The organism is Neobacillus cucumis (assembly GCF_002860255.1).
GTDB classification, from domain to species: domain Bacteria; phylum Bacillota; class Bacilli; order Bacillales; family Cytobacillaceae; genus Neobacillus; species Neobacillus cucumis_A.
On record NZ_PGVE01000027.1, the window covers coordinates 17,037 to 33,042 of the forward strand.

The following is a 16,006-nucleotide window of genomic DNA, read 5'->3' on the forward strand; positions in this document are numbered from 1 at the left end:
ACTTGAAATATACTCATCTAACCGATACCTTAAAAACAACGATGAAAATAGGGGATTGCTAGGATGGAGATAAAACCACTAGGAGATTTAGCCATACAAGTTTCATTTGGAAATCAAATTAATGAGAAGATTCAACGGGAGATTCAGCAATTTATAGCAGGTCTAAAAGCAGAAAAAATAAAAGGGATTATCGAATGGGTCCCTGCCTATTGTACGGTTGCTATTTACTATCAGCCAGAGGCTATTAGCTATCATAATTTAGAAAAAAGCCTCAAAAGCATTTATACTTCTTCGACTCATCTAGAGCAAGAAAAGCCATTGGTCTATGAAGTGCCTGTATACTATGGCGGGAAAACAGGTCCTGACTTAACCTATGTAGCCGATTATCATCATTTAAGTGAGGAAGAGGTGATCAGGTTACATACAAGTAAGGAATACATGATTTATATGATGGGGTTTGTTCCAGGATTTCCTTACCTTGGCGGTTTACCATCCGAGCTTTCAACACCAAGGCTCAAACACCCGAGGCAGGTAATTGCAGCAGGTTCAGTAGGAATCGGAGGAAGTCAAACCGGCATCTACCCAGCAGATGTTCCCTCTGGATGGCAGATCATCGGCATCACTCCCTTAAAGCTGTTTGATTTAGAAAATCCATCTCCGTTTCTTTTTACAGCAGGAAATTATATTAAATTTTATCCAATAGATTCACATGAATATAGAAATATCCAGCAATTAATAGCCAACAAAGCCTATGTGTTAAACACATATATAAAGGAGAAAGCAAATGATCGTGATTGATTTGAATAGTGATTTAGGAGAAAGTTTTGGGGCCTTTAAGATTGGAAATGACGAAGAGGTTCTAAAACATATATCATCCGCGAATGTTGCTTGCGGCTATCATGGCGGAGATCACAATGTTATGTTTGAGACGGTAAGACGCGCCAAAAAATATGGAGTCCAAATCGGGGCTCATCCCGGATTTCCAGATTTATCAGGGTTTGGGAGAAGAGAAATGAAATTAACTCCCCGAGAGATTTATAATCTTATGATTTATCAAATAGGCGCATTACAAGTCGTTTGTAAAGTGAATGGAACAAACCTTGTGCATGTGAAGCCGCATGGTGCTTTATACAATATGGCTTCCAAGGATCGATTTATGTCCGATTCCATCGCTCAAGCGATTTTCGATGTTAACCCTGAGCTTGTATTATTTGCCCTTGCCGGCAGCGAATTAGCCAAGGCTGGAGAAGAGAGAGGCTTAGTAGTTGCAGGGGAAGTGTTTGCGGATCGAACCTACCAGACTGATGGGACATTAACCTCCCGCCAAGAGAAGAATGCGATGATTCATGATTCTGAGTACGCTATTACTAGGGTCATTCGTATGATTAAAGAAGGAAAAGTTGAGGCAGTTGATGGGACAGATATAGATATTCATGCAGATACCATTTGCGTCCACGGAGATGATCCGCATGCATTAGAATTTGTATCCCGATTAAAGCAGGCTTTTCTTCAAGAAAATATCCAGATAAGAAAAAGTTGGGAAAGAAAATGAAGGTTGTTTTTAAAGTATGGAAGTCTGGGCTGCAAACAACGGTTCAAGATTCCGGAAGATATGGATACCAACAGTATGGAATCAGTCCATCTGGTGCCATGGATCCCTATTCTATGCAAGTAGCCAATATCTTAGTTGGAAATCCTTTAACTGAGGCAGTGTTAGAGGCAGCTTTAATAGGACCTGAACTTGAGGCATTAAGTGATATGGTCATCGCTATTTGCGGCGGAGATTTTACTCCCAAAGTGGATAGAATGGAAGTGGCTAAGTGGAAAAGCTTCCTTTTACGTAAGGGCCAGGTTCTGGCCCTTGGTCCGTGCCTTCATGGAGCCCGAGCTTATATTGCGATTGCAGGAGGCATTGATGTCCCAATCGTCCTAGGTAGTAAATCAACGTTTCTAAATGGAAAGTTTGGAGGGTATGAGGGACGGGCATTGCAGAAGGATGATGTTTTATTTGGCAACCCGTTCATTAGAAAACCATTTAAAATCCTTCATCCAGAATTAGTACCTCAGTACAGGAAAGAAGTGACGTTGAAAGTTATATTAGGGCCGCATGAAGGAAGATTTACAGAGGAGAGTATGCATCGTTTTTGCTCAGAAGCTTTTATTGTTACCCATCAATCCAATCGAATGGGGTGTCAATTAAAGGGTCCTAAATTAGAGCATATCGGCGGGCCGGATATTATTTCAGATGCTATCCCGCTCGGAGGAATTCAAGTCCCTGCGAGCGGCCAGCCCATCATCCTCTTAGCTGACCGTCAAACCACCGGCGGCTACACAAGAATCGGCACAGTGATCTCCACTGACATTCCTAAGCTAGCCCAAGCGGTGCCTGACACCATTATTCACTTTTCCATAGTGTCAGTAGAGGAAGCACAGCGGCTCTATGTAGAAAGACAGCAATTATTAAAGCATTTGCAGCTAGGGGCGGCAAAATAAAAAGAACCATCATTTCCTTCATGGGATTGATGGTTCTTGTGTTTAAACTGATATAGATGATCTTTTTTGGTTTTGGTTGTTCTTGTTCTCAAATCGGTGAAAACAAATGGACTTCTCATCGCTTCAGGATTCCTTTTCCCTTCGCGTTCCAGTTTTTCCCTACGTTTTTTGGCTTTGGATTTAGCCATAAACATCACTCCTCATTGTTATTTCATTCCATTATATAACAAATCGAGGAGTGTTGTTTAATAAACTTAAATTTCTTGTGCTTTGGTTTGGTGCTGTGTTTTTTCCTTTGCTGATGAACTCCTCTTCGTATGAAGGAAGTAAAAAAGTATTAATCCAATTAAAATGTAAAAAGCAAAGAAGCAATATAAAGTACTATACTCCATCTTTGAGGCAATAACTCCAACGATAAAGGAACCTAGAGCAATACCAGTATCATAGATCGATAAGAACGTGGCAGTGGCCAAACCTCTTTTTCGTGGTTCTGCATCTTGAATGGCAATAGTTTGAAAAGTTGGGAAGAGGGTTCCCCAGCCGATTCCAATCAATCCCGCTGATAAAAGGAAGGTAAAAGCTCCGTTGCTCTGGCTTAATATAAACATTCCAATCGCAAAAAGAACAATACATGGGAAACTGATCACATTAGGACCATATTGATCAAGCCACTTACCTGTAAAAGGTCTTGATGCTAATAACAGAACAGCGTAGACAACAAAGAATAAGCTAGCGATGTTTTCTAAATGAATTTCACTTGCATAAATCGATACAAAGGATAATAGAGCAGAATAGACAATCGCCATAAAGCTGCCCACAATGGAAATCGGTACAGCCGAGCTTTCAAATAAGCTGCTGATGGAAAAAGATGAATGGGCTTTCGTTTGTACAGGTGTTTCAAATGTGTTGTGTTTCACAATTAGTCCTGTAATTAAAGAACAAAAAGCCACAATCACACTAAGGATAAACAATGGTTTTGCGCCCCATTGATGCATCGCCATTAAACCAATAAAAGGACCGAAAACCATCGCCAAATTGGTTGACATGGCAAAGTAACCCATTCCTTCACCGCGGCGGGAGGCAGGGATAATATCAGCCACGATCGTACCTACAGCCGTTGTCGCCATACCAAAACCAACCCCATGTAACAGACGGATAACGAAAAATCCTCCAATGGTTTTCGGTAAGAAGTATAAAAGGGAAGCAGCTGCGAAAATAATTAATGCTGTTAGCAGTACCTTCTTGTTACCCGCCCGCTCGAGCCATTGACCAGCAAGTGGACGAGAAATAATCGCAGATAGCAAGAAGATGGTTGTCATTAGTCCTGCCATAGAAGAACTACTATGTAATTCATCAAGGGCGTAGGATGGAAGTGTGACAAGCAAGATATAAAAAGTTAGAAATAGAAAAAGATTGCTAAAGGAAATACTAATAAAGTTTTTTGTCCAAAGTTTTGGTTTGGTCATAAGATGCACCTCTTTTTATAAAATTTGCTGTAACCAGCTTTTTTGCAGTTTTACAAGTTGTTCCTGTGATTCAATAGGAAACTCTTTTAAAAGTTCCTGATTGACGGTATTCACGATATGTTCCCAGTTTGGATATTCCTTTAGGGCCACATCTGTTAATTGCACATATTTTTCTCGTTTGTCTTTTCCTGGGACTTGAGAAACGTATCCTTGTTTCACGAGACGCTGGATGGTCCTTGTCATGGGCGGCGCCTCAACAAAAAGGTAATCACATAGTTCTTTTTGTGTCAGTGATCCTTTATTTTTTAAAACATAAATCACAGACCATTGGGCGCTGTATAATCCTAATGGTTTCAATGCTTCATTGAGTTTGTTGGTAAGATGTCTAGAAAGCTGATGAAGGGTATGGAATAATTCGTGGGTTAACATGATTCGCTCCATTTTTTAAAATTAATTACCTAGGTAAATATAGTTGAAAAAGAAGGAAATGTCAAGGGTTCAGGCTGAAATTGGGTTATGGAAGTATGGAATACAGCGTTCGCGGGATTAATTAGAAAACGCGCGGAATTAAGAGGGAAATGTGCGGAAAAAAGGTAGAGTTTATGCGGGAAAATAACAAAAATACAAGGAATTATCCCGACAACTTATGGAATCCATCATTGAAAACTTCATAAAAAATCCGCGGAAAAAATCTCCACGGAATACATGTAAAAGCGGCATATAAAGAGCCTCAAAGAATGAAATATTATTTACAATACCATCTTTTCCATATTTCAGCAGAGTCTAGGCAGCCATCATCATTGCTCCAACTGTACTTACTATCTTTACATTCACCCGTATTGCCTCCGCCATCATAACTTCCTCCATTACACCACTTCAAAAAACTATCCCACCAATCTTTACTTGGATAATCATAGCTATTTGTATCACTATAATTATTTTGATAATCCACTTTTGGGTTATCATTATTAAAAATAGTTAGTAGGTAAGAAAGTGAGAATGTCTGGAAAAATCCGCTACTATTATTCGATTGAGTTGTATTAGTAGAGGCATATGTAGAAGTAGGGATCATTAAAGTACAAACGACAACCAAGACTAGGCTAAAACTAATTATTGCTTTCAAAACTCATTACCACCTCCTTTAAAGGAAAACATTAATCACTCTTAATAAAAAAACATTACGTTCTTTATTAAGAATGATATTACATTTATAAGAGCTTGTAAATGAGTTTTAATATATTTTTAGGTCCATGGTCATAGTAAAAAGGGTATCCCTTCATAAACTAGGAATACCCTTAATACATTATCTATTCACATTAAAATACCTAGCCTCAGGATGCGCAAAAACAATCGCTGATACCGATGCTTCAGGCTCCATCATACAGCCTTCTGTTAACTCAATCCCAATTTCTTCTGGCTGAATCAACTTGAACAGTTTCTTCTGGTCCTCTAACTCCGGACAAGCAGGGTAACCAAACGAGAAACGCTGCCCTTGATATTTCGCCGTAAACCGATCCTGCATCGTGAAATCAAGCGGATCCGGGAAGCCCCAGCGATCACGCATCTGGCGGTGAATCAACTCGGCAAATCCTTCAGCAGACTCAAGTGCCAATGATTGAAGAGCATGGCTTTCAAGGAAACGTCCTTCTGCCTTTAACTCATCAGCCTTTTGGCGGATTCCTCTGCCAGCTGTCACCGTAAAGAAGCCAACATAATCCATCACACCACTGTCAACCGACTTTAAAAAGTCTGCTAAACATAGGAATGGTGCGGATTCCTGACGAGGGAAATCAAATGTCTCAATAATGGTCTTTTGATCTTCTGGATCATAGATATATACCTTATTACCGTCCGATTGTGCTGGGAAAAATTGATATGCCGCTGCAGGAGTAATCCAGTTATTTGCACTGGCCTCTGCTAACAACTGATCAACCGTTCCTTTAATTTTTAAGGCTTTTTCATCCTTCTCTGCAAGCTGCTTAGAAAGTTTTCCTTTTAAACCAAGATGATGCCCTATTAACATTTGCATATTAATATACGGCTCAATATGAGAAAGAGAATAAGATCTTAAAATATGTCTTTTTGTATCCATAGGTGTAAAAACAGGTACCTCTGTGGACACAGCCGGTTTCACTTTTACCGCCACAGCACTAGCCGCACGTGCAGGTAAATCCCTTGGTACATCTAACGCTGCTAACTTTTCGGCTTTTTCATCTAACAGCTTTTGATACTCTTCCGGTGACTGCAATTGATTGGCAAGCGATAGACCGTTCATGGCATCCTTTGCATAAAGAACAAGTCCATCATATTCCTTCGCAATCCTTGTATCAGTGAACTTACGTGAAAGGGCAGCACCGCCAACAAGAATCGGCACAGAAATTCCGGCTTCCTTCATGTCTTGGGCCGTTAACACCATTTGCTGAGCAGATTTTACAAGCAAACCTGATAACCCGACCATATCTGGCTTCTCTTGACGAATAGCTTGCACCAAATCCGTAGGAGTCACTTTAATTCCCAAATCAACCACATTATAACCGTTATTGCTTAAAATGATATCCACGAGGTTTTTACCGATATCGTGAACATCACCTTTAACCGTTGCTAAAATTACTTTTCCCTTAGAGGCAGACACATCGCCTTTTTCCATATGAGGCTCTAAGAAGGAAACGGATGCTTTCATGACTTCAGCACTCTGCAGAACCTCTGCGACAATTAACTGATTGTCATTAAACAGGCGGCCGACTTCTTTCATGCCGTCCATTAATGGACCGTTAATAATATCTAGTGGAGCAGGGTAGGAGGCAAGCGCCAATTCTAAATCAGGAAGCAAGCCTTCTTTGGTTCCTTCAATCACATAGTAAGCAAGTCGTTCCTCTAAGGTCATATCAGGAATGGTCGTCTTAGCTTCCTTCTTTTTCCCGCGATAAAACTCGGTAAAAGTAGCTAAGGTTTCATCCGTTGTATCAAATAACAAAGCCTCGGCTAATTGAACTTCTTCCTTTGAGATCGAAGCAAACCGCTCAAGCTTTTCCGTATTCACAATCGCATAATCCAAGCCAGCCTGCGTACAATGGTAGAGGAAGACGGAATTTAGCACCTCGCGCCCGACAGGAGGGAGCCCGAAGGAAACGTTACTAATTCCAAGGATAGTCTGCACTTTTGGCAAGGCTTCTTTAATCATCCTAATCCCATCAACTGTCGCTTTAGCTGAGCCGATATATTGTTCATCTCCTGTACCAACTGGGAATACAAGCGGGTCAAAAATGAGATCCTGCGACTTAAGTCCATATTTATTGACTAAAAGGTCATGGGAACGTTTGGCAATGGCCAGTTTACGTTCAGCTGAAACTCCCATTCCTTCTTCATCAATGGTCCCGACAACGACAGCCGCACCATATCGGTGAATTAACGGAACAATCGCTTCAAAGCGCTCCTCGCCATCCTCTAGGTTGATGGAATTAATAATGGCCTTCCCTTGAGAATACTTAAGTGCTCTTTCAATGACCTTTTCATCCGTGGAGTCTATAACTAGCGGTACTTTCACCTTTTTAACGACTTCTTTAATGAAATTCTCCATATCGGCCATCTCATCGCGATCCGGGTCCGCAAGGCAGATATCAATAACATGAGCGCCTCCCTTTACTTGAGCGCGTGCAATTTCTGAAGCTTCTTCAAATTTACCTTCAGTAATTAACCGTTTGAACTTACGGGATCCAATAACATTTGTCCGTTCTCCAACCATGATCGGTCTTAAGGTAGGATCATCATAAATAAATGGATCAATACCGGAAACCATATGCGTGTTGGATGATTCGAATTGACGAGGCTGATATTGCTTCATTGCTTCCGCAATCACCCTGATATGCTCAGGTGTTGTGCCACAGCAGCCGCCGACAATATTCAACCAGCCATGTGCGGCAAAATCAGACAACTTTTTCGCTAATATTTCTGGTGTTTCATGATAGTGACCATCTTCATCCGGCAAGCCGGCATTTGGATAACAGCTGACAGCTACGGAAGATAAATCTGCAAGGGAACGAATATGATCCTGCATAAACTCAGGGCCGGTCGCACAGTTAAGACCGACCGCTATAGGATTCATATGTTCCACTGAAATAAAGAACGATTCAATTGTTTGTCCTGCAAGGGTGGTACCCATCGGTTCAATGGTTCCTGAAATAAAGAGCGGCAGTGTTTTACCCGTTTTTGAAAAAGCACTTTGAATTCCGACAAAACCAGCTTTCACATTCAATAAGTCTTGGCTGGTTTCTAGTAAAAGCAAATCAACGCCGCCGTCAATCAAACCAATCGCCTGCTCTTCATAAGTAGCAGAGAGGGCATCAAAGGTGGTTCCGCCCGTGACACTTAAGGTTTTGGTCGTCGGCCCCATGGAACCTGCCACATAACGCGGCCATTCGTCCGTTGTGATGCTCATGGCTTCTCTGACAGCGAGCATGGCAGCAATTTTATTAATTTCATAAGCTTTGTAGCCAAGTTCATATTCGTCTAAAACAAGGCTTGTTGCCCCAAACGTATTCGTTTCAATAATGTCAGCACCGGCTTCTAAGTATTCACGGTGAATACGAGAAATGACAGAAGGAGCAGTTAGGACGAGGTGTTCATTACATCCTTCAAACTCTTCCCCGCCAAAATCTTCTGCTGTAAGATTGGCTTGCTGCAGCATCGTACCCATTGCACCGTCCATGACTAAGATGCGCTTTTTAAGTTGTTCAGAAAATGGTGTTTTTGGCATAGCTGGCCCTCCTAATCTCACTCGCTCGCTGGTTAGCATAAGCAGCGAGCTCCGCTGTTAATTCATAACGCAGGAATGGTGTAATTAAATAAATTCCATTGAATAAGTCTAATGCTGTATCAATGAGTGACTTGGTAATCGCAACGCCTTCTCTGGCGGCTTCAAGTGGGTTGTCACTCAAGCGGGACATCCGCTCACGAATAGAATCAGCGATTTTAATTCCAGGCACTTCATTGTGTAAAAACTCAGCATTTTTACTGCCTGTTAACGGCATTAAACCAATGTAGATTGGTGCATTAAGATGTTTCGTATTTTCATAGACTTCAATTAATTTTTCCTCAGAGAATACCGGCTGCGAAATAAAGTAATCTGCACCGTATTCAATCTTTTTCTCCAAACGCTTCACGGCTTTCTCAACCGAGCGGACATTTGGATTAAAGGCCCCAGCCACACTAAAGGCTGTTTTTTGTCCCAAGTCTTTACCAGAGAAGGACAAACCTTCGTTCATCTGTTTAATCATTTGAATCAATTCAAATGACGACACATCGTAAACAGAAGAAGCACCAGGGAAATCTCCAACTCTTGCCGGATCACCCGTAATGGCCAGGACATCGTTCATACCTAGCGTATGAAGCCCCATTAAGTGGGATTGCAGCCCGATAATATTACGGTCACGGCAGGCGATATGAATGAGCGGACGCATGCCTAACTCGCTTTTAAGGAGATAGCCTAAGGATTCATTAGAAATCCGAACAGTGGCAAGCGAATTATCTGCAAGTGTAATGGAATCAATTCCGGCTTCTTTCAGTGCCTTTGCCCCTTCGAAAAACTTAGTCGTATCTAGTTTTCTTGGAGGATCTAATTCAACGATGACGGATGGACGTTCTTTCACAATTTCCTGAAGGGGAGCGTATTCCCTTTTAGGAGGAGATTCGACAACAATCTTCTCTTTTTTCAATTTTACAACTTTTTCAGTCACAGGGGTACTGTTCTTTAACTCTGCCGCAAAGCCACGGATGTGATCTGGTGTCGTACCGCAGCAGCCGCCAAGCAAGCGCACGCCTTCATTTCTGAAGCTTTGAGCAGATTTCTGGAAATAATCCGCATCGCCTTCGTAATGAAACTTTCCGTCCGTATAGGTTGGAAGACTTGCATTTGGATAGGCAGATAGAAAAGCATGCTTCGGAATTTCAACCTGTTCCAAAGCTAGTAGCATATGATGCGGGCCTAACCGGCAATTCAGCCCGACCACATCGGCTCCAAGGCCTTCCAGCCTTTTTAAAGCGTCATTTACTGGCGTTCGGTCATGCAAAAATCCAGGTTCTGAAAGGGAAACTTGAGTAATAATTGGAAGTTTCGTTTCTTTGCGTGCAATCGTTAAGACAGTTTCCAGTTCTTCAAGGTCATAAAAGGTTTCAAACAATAATCCATCGACACCTTCCATCAGCAAACAATATAATTGCTCACGGAAGCTTCGCTTTATTTCTTCTATGGTAATTGAACTCGTTTTAATCCCGCGGTTGCCGCCAATGGTTCCAAGCACATAAGCGTTTGATTGAGCGGCTTTTTTGGCATTGCGGACGGCTGCGCTGTTGATTTCCTTTACCGAGTCTTCTAATCCATACCGCTGCAGCTTTAAATAGTTTGCAGCATAGGTATGGGTTTGAATGACATCCGCTCCGGCATCAATATAGGCCCGGTGGATGTTTTGAATCTGCTCCGACTGAGATAAATTAAGTTCTTCTGAACATGTATCCACTCCAAATGAATAAAGCAGGGTGCCCATGGCACCATCGCCTATTAAAATTTGGTTTTTTAATTTGTCTAAAAAGGTCATAATCATTCTCCTTGTTGTAAGACCAAATGTTTCGCACGGACCTCCTCAAGGGCCTGAGAAAAATCCTTAATCAAATCATCCGGATTTTCAAGACCAACCGATAAGCGGACAAGTCCATCTGTAATTCCACGCTGAAGACGGTCCTCTCTTGACATCGCTGCGTGCGACATTTTTGCTGGATAAGATAGGATCGATTCCACAGCACCTAAGCTCACCGCAAATACAGGGATTTCCACATTAGCTACAAAGGTGCGAAGGGCATCTTCTGTTGCAAGTTCAAAGGAAAGAACAGCACCTGGTCCATCGGCTTGCTCTTTCTGAATTGGATATTGCGGGTGGCTTTCAAGCCCTGGATAATGAACCTTTTCCACAAGTGGATGGGCATCTAAAAATTCTGCTATCTTTATCGCTGATTTTTGTGACTGCTCTAGGCGGACACTCAACGTCTTAATTCCTCGTAATACGAGCCAGGCATCTTGAACACCTAGAATCGCACCAAAACTATTTTGCAAGAATCCTAGTCTTTTAGCTAAATCCTCATCTTTAACTACCGCAAGGCCTGCAACGACATCGCTATGTCCTGCTAAAAATTTCGTTGCACTATGAAGGACAACATCTGCACCTAGTGCCAAGGGCTTTTGGTGGTAAGGGGTGAGGAAAGTGTTATCAACAAATGTCAACGCATTGATTTCATTAGCGATCTCGCTAATGGCTCTAATATCTGTTACTTTCATTAAAGGATTAGATGGTGTTTCCACATAAAAAGCTTTTGTATTTTGCTGAATGGCCTCTTTCACTTCATCTAAATTAGTCATATCAACAAAGGTATGTTCAATCCCAAGTCTTGAAAGAACTTGTGTAACCATTCGGAACGTACCGCCATACACATCCTCGGTAATCACAATATGGTCACCAGAGGATAGAAGAAGGAAGGCAGTTGAAATTGCGGCCATCCCTGATGCAAAAGCAAATCCTTTCACTCCGCCTTCCAGTTCCGCGATTACATCTTCCAATGCTTCACGAGTCGGATTTAAACTGCGGCCATAATCGTACTTGCCAAACTGATCGAAATCAGCTTGATGGAAGGTAGATGCATGCTGAATGGGTACACTAACAGCCCCTGTTACCGGATCAATTTTGTGTTGGTTGTGAAGTAGTCTGGTTTCAAAGCTATATTCTTCGTGTGCCATTATGCAATTACCCCTTCCTGAACTCTAGCAAAAGCGTTTTGTAAGTCTTCAATAATATCTTGTGAATCTTCAATTCCAACCGAGAAACGTAATAAACGATTGCAAACGCCGGCTTGAATACGGATCTCTTCTGGGATATCCATATGTGTTTGCGTTGCTGGATAAGTAATGAAGCTTTCTGTTCCACCTAAGCTTTCTGCAAAACTGATTAAATTTAAATTCTGTAAAAATGGATTTACCCATGCTTCGTCCTTGATTCTAAAGGAAACCATTCCACCGCGTCCTGGGTAGAGAACATCTGTTACAGCGTCATGTTTTGAGAAAAATTCAACGATGGCCTTTGCATTCTTTTCATGTCGTTCCATTCTTAGTGACAATGTTTTCATTCCGCGCATTAATAACCAAGAATCAAACGGACTTAACACGGCCCCAGCACCATTATGATGGAAGGCTAATGCATCACAAAGTTCCTGACCTTTTGCCACAACAAGGCCAGCAAGAACATCATTATGACCTCCAAGATATTTAGTAGCACTATGGATGACGATGTCCGCACCAAGGCTGATTGGCTGTTGTAAAAGTGGAGTATAGAACGTATTGTCCACGATTAACAAAAGGCCATGCTGCTTGGCAATCTTTGAAATCGCTGCAATATCCGATTCCTGCATCAATGGATTGGTTGGTGTTTCTAAGAAAATAGCTTTTGTTTGCGCGGTGATTTTCTTTTCTACTTCTTCCGGACAACAGGTATTTACATATTGTGTTGTTAGGCCCCATTTTTTATAGCCTTTTTCTAACAGGCGGTAAGTACCACCATATAAATCTTCACTAACGATCCATTCGTCACCAGATTCAAATAAAGCAAGAATCAGTTGAATGGCTGCCATACCAGAACTGCAGGCAAATCCACGCTCAGCACCTTCTAGATCCGCGATTGTTTTTTCAAGGAGCTGACGCGTTGGGTTCCCTGTTCGTGTATAGTCAAACCCAGTTGACTGGCCGATTCCCTCATGACGGAAGGCTGTTGAGAAGTATACAGGCGGGTTGACAGTTCCAGTTGTTGTTTCACTGCGATTGCCGATTTGGGCAAGTTTGGTATCGATTTTGTACATAACGGACGCTCCTTGTAATAAAAAATTTTTATTGTTTTTCACATTAACGCGATTGAGTGATAAAGCTTTTTGATAAATAAAAAAAGTCTTCTTATAAGAAGAAGACTTTTGTATGCAGCACATTTGTCATTCTTCTTATCTTGCAAATTAGTAAATTTGCAGGACTTAGCACCTTTTCAATGAGAAAAAACATTGAAGGTTGCTGAGGCGTCGCAGGGCCCTTCCCTCAACCTCTCTTGATAAGAAAACTAATATTTAGATTATTAATAAAATTTACTACAGTTTTGCGGAGGTGTCAATTGGTTTATTGGAACCATTGTCGAAATAGGCATAAAACTCCTTAAACAAGAAGAAATAAAATGGTTATAACAGTTTTTGGGAAAAATTTATTGATTTTTTTCCCAAATTTTAAATTTAATATAATTAATGTATTCTCTAAAATCTTCTTTATTAATTCCTTCTACTATAGCATTTTCTATAATATTTTTCATTTCCTTATCAAGATATTCCTTATCTTCTTTTTCGAGTTGATTCTCAAAATTATCAATTTCCGAAAGTAATTCTTCTATAGACACATCTAGTGGTTTTGTGATTTTCATTAAAAAATGAATAGAGGGGTTTTGATTTAGATTTCTTTCAATATTACTTAAATATGATTTAGAAACTTTCGCGTGTTCCGCTAGCTCCGTAATGGAATAATTTTTTTGCTCTCGTAATTTTTTGATTCTCTCTCCGATCATTGGCATCTCCTCTTTATTTTAATCAAGTGTAATTATTTGGAATCTCTATGGTATTTTTTATGCTATTAGCGAGAAAGGGGACAATTAACTTTGGCTTAGTGGTCATTAATCTGTAAAATGGAGTTCTTTGCAAAATTTTTGTATGACGTGAAAATGCTGTAACTTACCATGATTAAAAATTTAAATGCATTTAAAAGAATTATACCAAATGACAGGTTCTTTTTAAAGAACAATATTTAAAAATGTAGATTAAATCATAAAAATTTAAAACGCTATTTTTATTGGTCAAAAAAGACAAATCATGATATATTAAATACAATAGTTCTTTATAATGAACAAACGTATTAAAGTGGAGTGGATGAGATGAATTTTGAAGTGGGAGACCGATTAAAAGAACTGCGGATGTTGAAGGGGATTACGTTAAAGGAATTAGGTAAAGCTGTGGAGTTCAACTATAGTAATCTTTCTAAAATAGAAAGGGGAGAAAGAAAGCCGAATATAGATCTTTTAGAAAGACTTGCCCATTACTTCCAAGTAGAAATATCCTATTTTTTTAGAGAAACTGGCTCGGCAAATGAGAGTGAGGATTTTAATTCTGATCTGCTGCTTTTATTTCAAGACATTAAAAAGAAAAATATATCTTTAGAAGAAATAAGAATTTTAGCTGATGCATTGGAGAAAATTAAGAAAAAAGTACCAAATCTCAATTGACATGTTCTTTATAAAGAATTATTATATGTTTATCTAATCCTGTAAATTGAACAATTTATAAAAGCTTATTTTTTTAGTGATTTGGTTCTTAAAAAAGAACAGCGATCTGTTCAGAAAAACCAACAATAAACAAAAAAAGTGGTGAGAATTCTTGGGAAATGAAATTAATATCAAAAAAATATTTGGCTTATTAAAAAAACGTTTATGGATAATTATCCTTACTGCAGTTTTATTTTCATCACTGGCAGGAGTTTATAGTGTTTATTATACAAAACCGCTTTATGAATCATCATCACGGCTTATAGTCAAAGCTGACCCAACTTTAATGAATACTCTTTTAATCATGATTAAAGAACCTAGTTTTTTGGAAAAGGTAGTGAGCGAATTAGGATTAAATAAAACACCAGAAGAATTGAGTCAACAAATTTCTTCCGAGGATGTAGGTGGATCTTCTATTGTTAAAATTACAGCTGTAGATGAAAATCCTAAATTGGCAGCGGAAATTGCTAATGCTACTGCTAGTGTTTTTAAGAGTGAGGTACCAAGTCTTTTAAAATTCAAAGATATTATTATATTCTCAGGAGCTAAACCAGACCCTTACCCTATTAATGATAACCATCAGAAAAAAATACTTCTAGGTCTATTGGCAGGGGTGATTGCTGGAGTAGGAATTATCTTTTTACAGGATTTTTTTGATAATACGGTAAAATCAGAGAGAAATTTGGAAGAAATTTTAGAACTCCCGGTTTTGGGAATTGTCTCTAAAATGAACAAGAAAAACACGTTATTAAAAAAGTCTGAGAATGTACAATTACAAGCAAGGGGAGAGTCGCTTGGCACTACTAAATAGGAAATCTCTACAGTTGAAGAAAAAAATAAATTTAATTACTGCTACAAATCAAAATTGTAAAATTTCGGAGCAGTATCGAACCATTCGTACTAATTTTTTATCATCTTTGAATTGTATAAATTCCCGCACAATAATCATAACTTCTCCAGGACATGATGAAGGAAAGTCAACAACGGCTGTGAATTTTGCCATTTCGTTAGCCCAGCAAGGCAAAAAAGTTCTCTTAATTGACGCAGATTTAAGAAATCCAATTCTGCATTATTCGTTTAAGATGGAGAATTCTATTGGATTAAGTAATGTTCTTTCAGGTAATTTATTGCTTGAAGATTCCATATATAGATCTGGAATTAGGGATTTAGATTTGTTAACAAGTGGTCCGATACCATTCAATCCAGCAGAACTTCTAGGTTCAGAAGTAATGGGAAAATTAATTGAAACAGTCAGTGGGCAATATGATGTGGTTTTATTTGATACACCCCCGGTGCTAGAAGTCTCAGATGCTAAGATCATTGCAAACCAATGTGATGGTGTCATTTTAGTGGTTCGATATGGGAAGACAAAAAATGAACAAGCAATTGAGGTGAAAAAATTTTTAGAATCCTCTAAAGCAAATCTACTAGGAACTATTATTAACAATAAATAGTATCAAATTATAAAAGAGCCAATTATTCAATGTTTGTTCTTTATAAAGAATATTATTGGGTTTTAAATTGAACATCGGTGATGTCTTCTTACCATTATCAACGAAGGCACTCGGTCATGCTGTGGGATGAAATAGCCTTAGACGCCAGTCGTCGAGAGTGTGATGTGAGGTGGGGTTTAATGCCCCGATTATTGAAATTTTTCATTTTAAG

At 39.6% G+C, this 16,006-nt stretch carries 15 protein-coding genes and 1 riboswitch; of the genes, 6 read left to right on the forward strand and 9 right to left on the reverse strand.

Translation table 11 applies throughout. The features are described 5' to 3' along the window. Nucleotides 1-63: 63 nt before the first annotated feature. From pxpB to CVD27_RS05065, 3 genes are read left to right on the forward strand one after another with little or no spacing between them, the layout of a single operon-like run. Entirely contained in the window at nt 64-798 is a 735-nt protein-coding gene (gene pxpB, locus CVD27_RS05055) for a 5-oxoprolinase subunit PxpB (protein WP_101646794.1), read from the forward strand. Continuing rightward, the gene (locus CVD27_RS05060; protein ID WP_101646795.1) at nt 785-1,552 is read left to right on the forward strand and encodes a LamB/YcsF family protein; all 768 of its coding nucleotides are present in this window, start codon (nt 785-787) and stop codon (nt 1,550-1,552) included. The genes pxpB and CVD27_RS05060 overlap by 14 nt, the downstream gene beginning before the upstream one ends. Continuing rightward, nucleotides 1,549-2,493: a 5-oxoprolinase subunit C family protein gene (locus tag CVD27_RS05065; protein WP_101646796.1), complete on the forward strand. Its 945-nt coding sequence runs from the start codon at nt 1,549-1,551 to the stop codon at nt 2,491-2,493. The genes CVD27_RS05060 and CVD27_RS05065 overlap by 4 nt, the downstream gene beginning before the upstream one ends. Here CVD27_RS05065 and CVD27_RS28645 read toward each other — a convergent pair. The 9 genes from CVD27_RS28645 to CVD27_RS05110 all read right to left on the reverse strand — a co-directional run bounded on the left by CVD27_RS28645 (nt 2,439) and on the right by CVD27_RS05110 (nt 13,591). Continuing rightward, nucleotides 2,439-2,681: a hypothetical protein gene (locus CVD27_RS28645; protein WP_101646797.1), complete on the reverse strand. Its 243-nt coding sequence runs from the start codon at nt 2,679-2,681 to the stop codon at nt 2,439-2,441. The two genes, CVD27_RS05065 and CVD27_RS28645, sit on opposite strands and share 55 nt — an antisense overlap. 66 nt (nt 2,682-2,747) lie before the next feature. Then, on the reverse strand, nt 2,748-3,959 hold the full coding sequence (locus CVD27_RS05075) for an MFS transporter (protein WP_101646798.1): 1,212 nt from the start codon (nt 3,957-3,959) through the stop codon (nt 2,748-2,750). A gap of 15 nt (nt 3,960-3,974) precedes the next feature. After that, nucleotides 3,975-4,388, reverse strand: a complete 414-nt coding sequence (locus tag CVD27_RS05080) for a MarR family winged helix-turn-helix transcriptional regulator (protein WP_101646799.1) — start codon at nt 4,386-4,388, stop codon at nt 3,975-3,977. 316 nt (nt 4,389-4,704) lie between these two features. Continuing rightward, entirely contained in the window at nt 4,705-5,082 is a 378-nt protein-coding gene (locus CVD27_RS05085; RefSeq protein WP_101646800.1) for a hypothetical protein, read from the reverse strand. 180 nt (nt 5,083-5,262) lie between these two features. Then, entirely contained in the window at nt 5,263-8,712 is a 3,450-nt protein-coding gene (gene metH / locus CVD27_RS05090; protein ID WP_101646801.1) for a methionine synthase, read from the reverse strand. Then, complete coding sequence (locus CVD27_RS05095) at nt 8,690-10,549, reverse strand: bifunctional homocysteine S-methyltransferase/methylenetetrahydrofolate reductase (RefSeq protein ID WP_101646802.1); 1,860 nt, start codon at nt 10,547-10,549, stop codon at nt 8,690-8,692. The genes metH and CVD27_RS05095 overlap by 23 nt, the downstream gene beginning before the upstream one ends. A gap of 2 nt (nt 10,550-10,551) precedes the next feature. Further along, nucleotides 10,552-11,739: a cystathionine beta-lyase gene (gene metC, locus CVD27_RS05100; RefSeq protein ID WP_101646803.1), complete on the reverse strand. Its 1,188-nt coding sequence runs from the start codon at nt 11,737-11,739 to the stop codon at nt 10,552-10,554. Next, nucleotides 11,739-12,851 (reverse strand): methionine biosynthesis PLP-dependent protein, encoded by a 1,113-nt coding sequence (locus CVD27_RS05105; protein WP_101646804.1) that lies wholly within the window; start codon nt 12,849-12,851, stop codon nt 11,739-11,741. The genes metC and CVD27_RS05105 overlap by 1 nt, the downstream gene beginning before the upstream one ends. A 132-nt stretch (nt 12,852-12,983) precedes the next feature. Continuing rightward, nucleotides 12,984-13,097: riboswitch (SAM riboswitch) on the reverse strand. A gap of 140 nt (nt 13,098-13,237) precedes the next feature. Continuing rightward, the gene (locus CVD27_RS05110; protein WP_101646805.1) at nt 13,238-13,591 is read right to left on the reverse strand and encodes a helix-turn-helix domain-containing protein; all 354 of its coding nucleotides are present in this window, start codon (nt 13,589-13,591) and stop codon (nt 13,238-13,240) included. 363 nt (nt 13,592-13,954) lie between these two features. On the opposite strand from CVD27_RS05110, the gene CVD27_RS05115 reads away from it, so the two are divergent. The 3 genes from CVD27_RS05115 (at nt 13,955) to CVD27_RS05125 (ending at nt 15,795) form a co-directional block, all read left to right on the forward strand. Continuing rightward, nucleotides 13,955-14,302 (forward strand): helix-turn-helix domain-containing protein, encoded by a 348-nt coding sequence (locus CVD27_RS05115; protein ID WP_101646806.1) that lies wholly within the window; start codon nt 13,955-13,957, stop codon nt 14,300-14,302. A 151-nt stretch (nt 14,303-14,453) separates the two neighbouring features. After that, a complete protein-coding gene (locus CVD27_RS05120; protein WP_101646807.1) occupies nt 14,454-15,152 on the forward strand; it encodes a YveK family protein in 699 nt (232 codons plus the stop codon). Next, nucleotides 15,136-15,795, forward strand: coding sequence for a CpsD/CapB family tyrosine-protein kinase (locus CVD27_RS05125; protein ID WP_257984266.1), 660 nt, complete (start codon nt 15,136-15,138; stop codon nt 15,793-15,795). Before CVD27_RS05120 ends, CVD27_RS05125 begins: the two co-directional genes overlap by 17 nt. Nucleotides 15,796-16,006: the final 211 nt, after the last annotated feature.

Coding starts and splice junctions, on each gene's coding strand:
- CVD27_RS05065 (WP_101646796.1), top strand. CDS start 1,549: ATGAAGGTTGTTTTTAAAGTATGGAAGTCTGGGCTGCAAACAACGGTT.
- CVD27_RS05080 (WP_101646799.1), bottom strand. CDS start 4,388: ATGTTAACCCACGAATTATTCCATACCCTTCATCAGCTTTCTAGACAT.
- CVD27_RS28645 (WP_101646797.1), bottom strand. CDS start 2,681: ATGGCTAAATCCAAAGCCAAAAAACGTAGGGAAAAACTGGAACGCGAA.
- CVD27_RS05060 (WP_101646795.1), top strand. CDS start 785: ATGATCGTGATTGATTTGAATAGTGATTTAGGAGAAAGTTTTGGGGCC.
- metH (WP_101646801.1), bottom strand. CDS start 8,712: ATGCCAAAAACACCATTTTCTGAACAACTTAAAAAGCGCATCTTAGTC.
- CVD27_RS05115 (WP_101646806.1), top strand. CDS start 13,955: ATGAATTTTGAAGTGGGAGACCGATTAAAAGAACTGCGGATGTTGAAG.
- CVD27_RS05110 (WP_101646805.1), bottom strand. CDS start 13,591: ATGATCGGAGAGAGAATCAAAAAATTACGAGAGCAAAAAAATTATTCC.
- CVD27_RS05095 (WP_101646802.1), bottom strand. CDS start 10,549: ATGACCTTTTTAGACAAATTAAAAAACCAAATTTTAATAGGCGATGGT.
- metC (WP_101646803.1), bottom strand. CDS start 11,739: ATGGCACACGAAGAATATAGCTTTGAAACCAGACTACTTCACAACCAA.
- CVD27_RS05075 (WP_101646798.1), bottom strand. CDS start 3,959: ATGACCAAACCAAAACTTTGGACAAAAAACTTTATTAGTATTTCCTTT.
- CVD27_RS05105 (WP_101646804.1), bottom strand. CDS start 12,851: ATGTACAAAATCGATACCAAACTTGCCCAAATCGGCAATCGCAGTGAA.
- pxpB (WP_101646794.1), top strand. CDS start 64: ATGGAGATAAAACCACTAGGAGATTTAGCCATACAAGTTTCATTTGGA.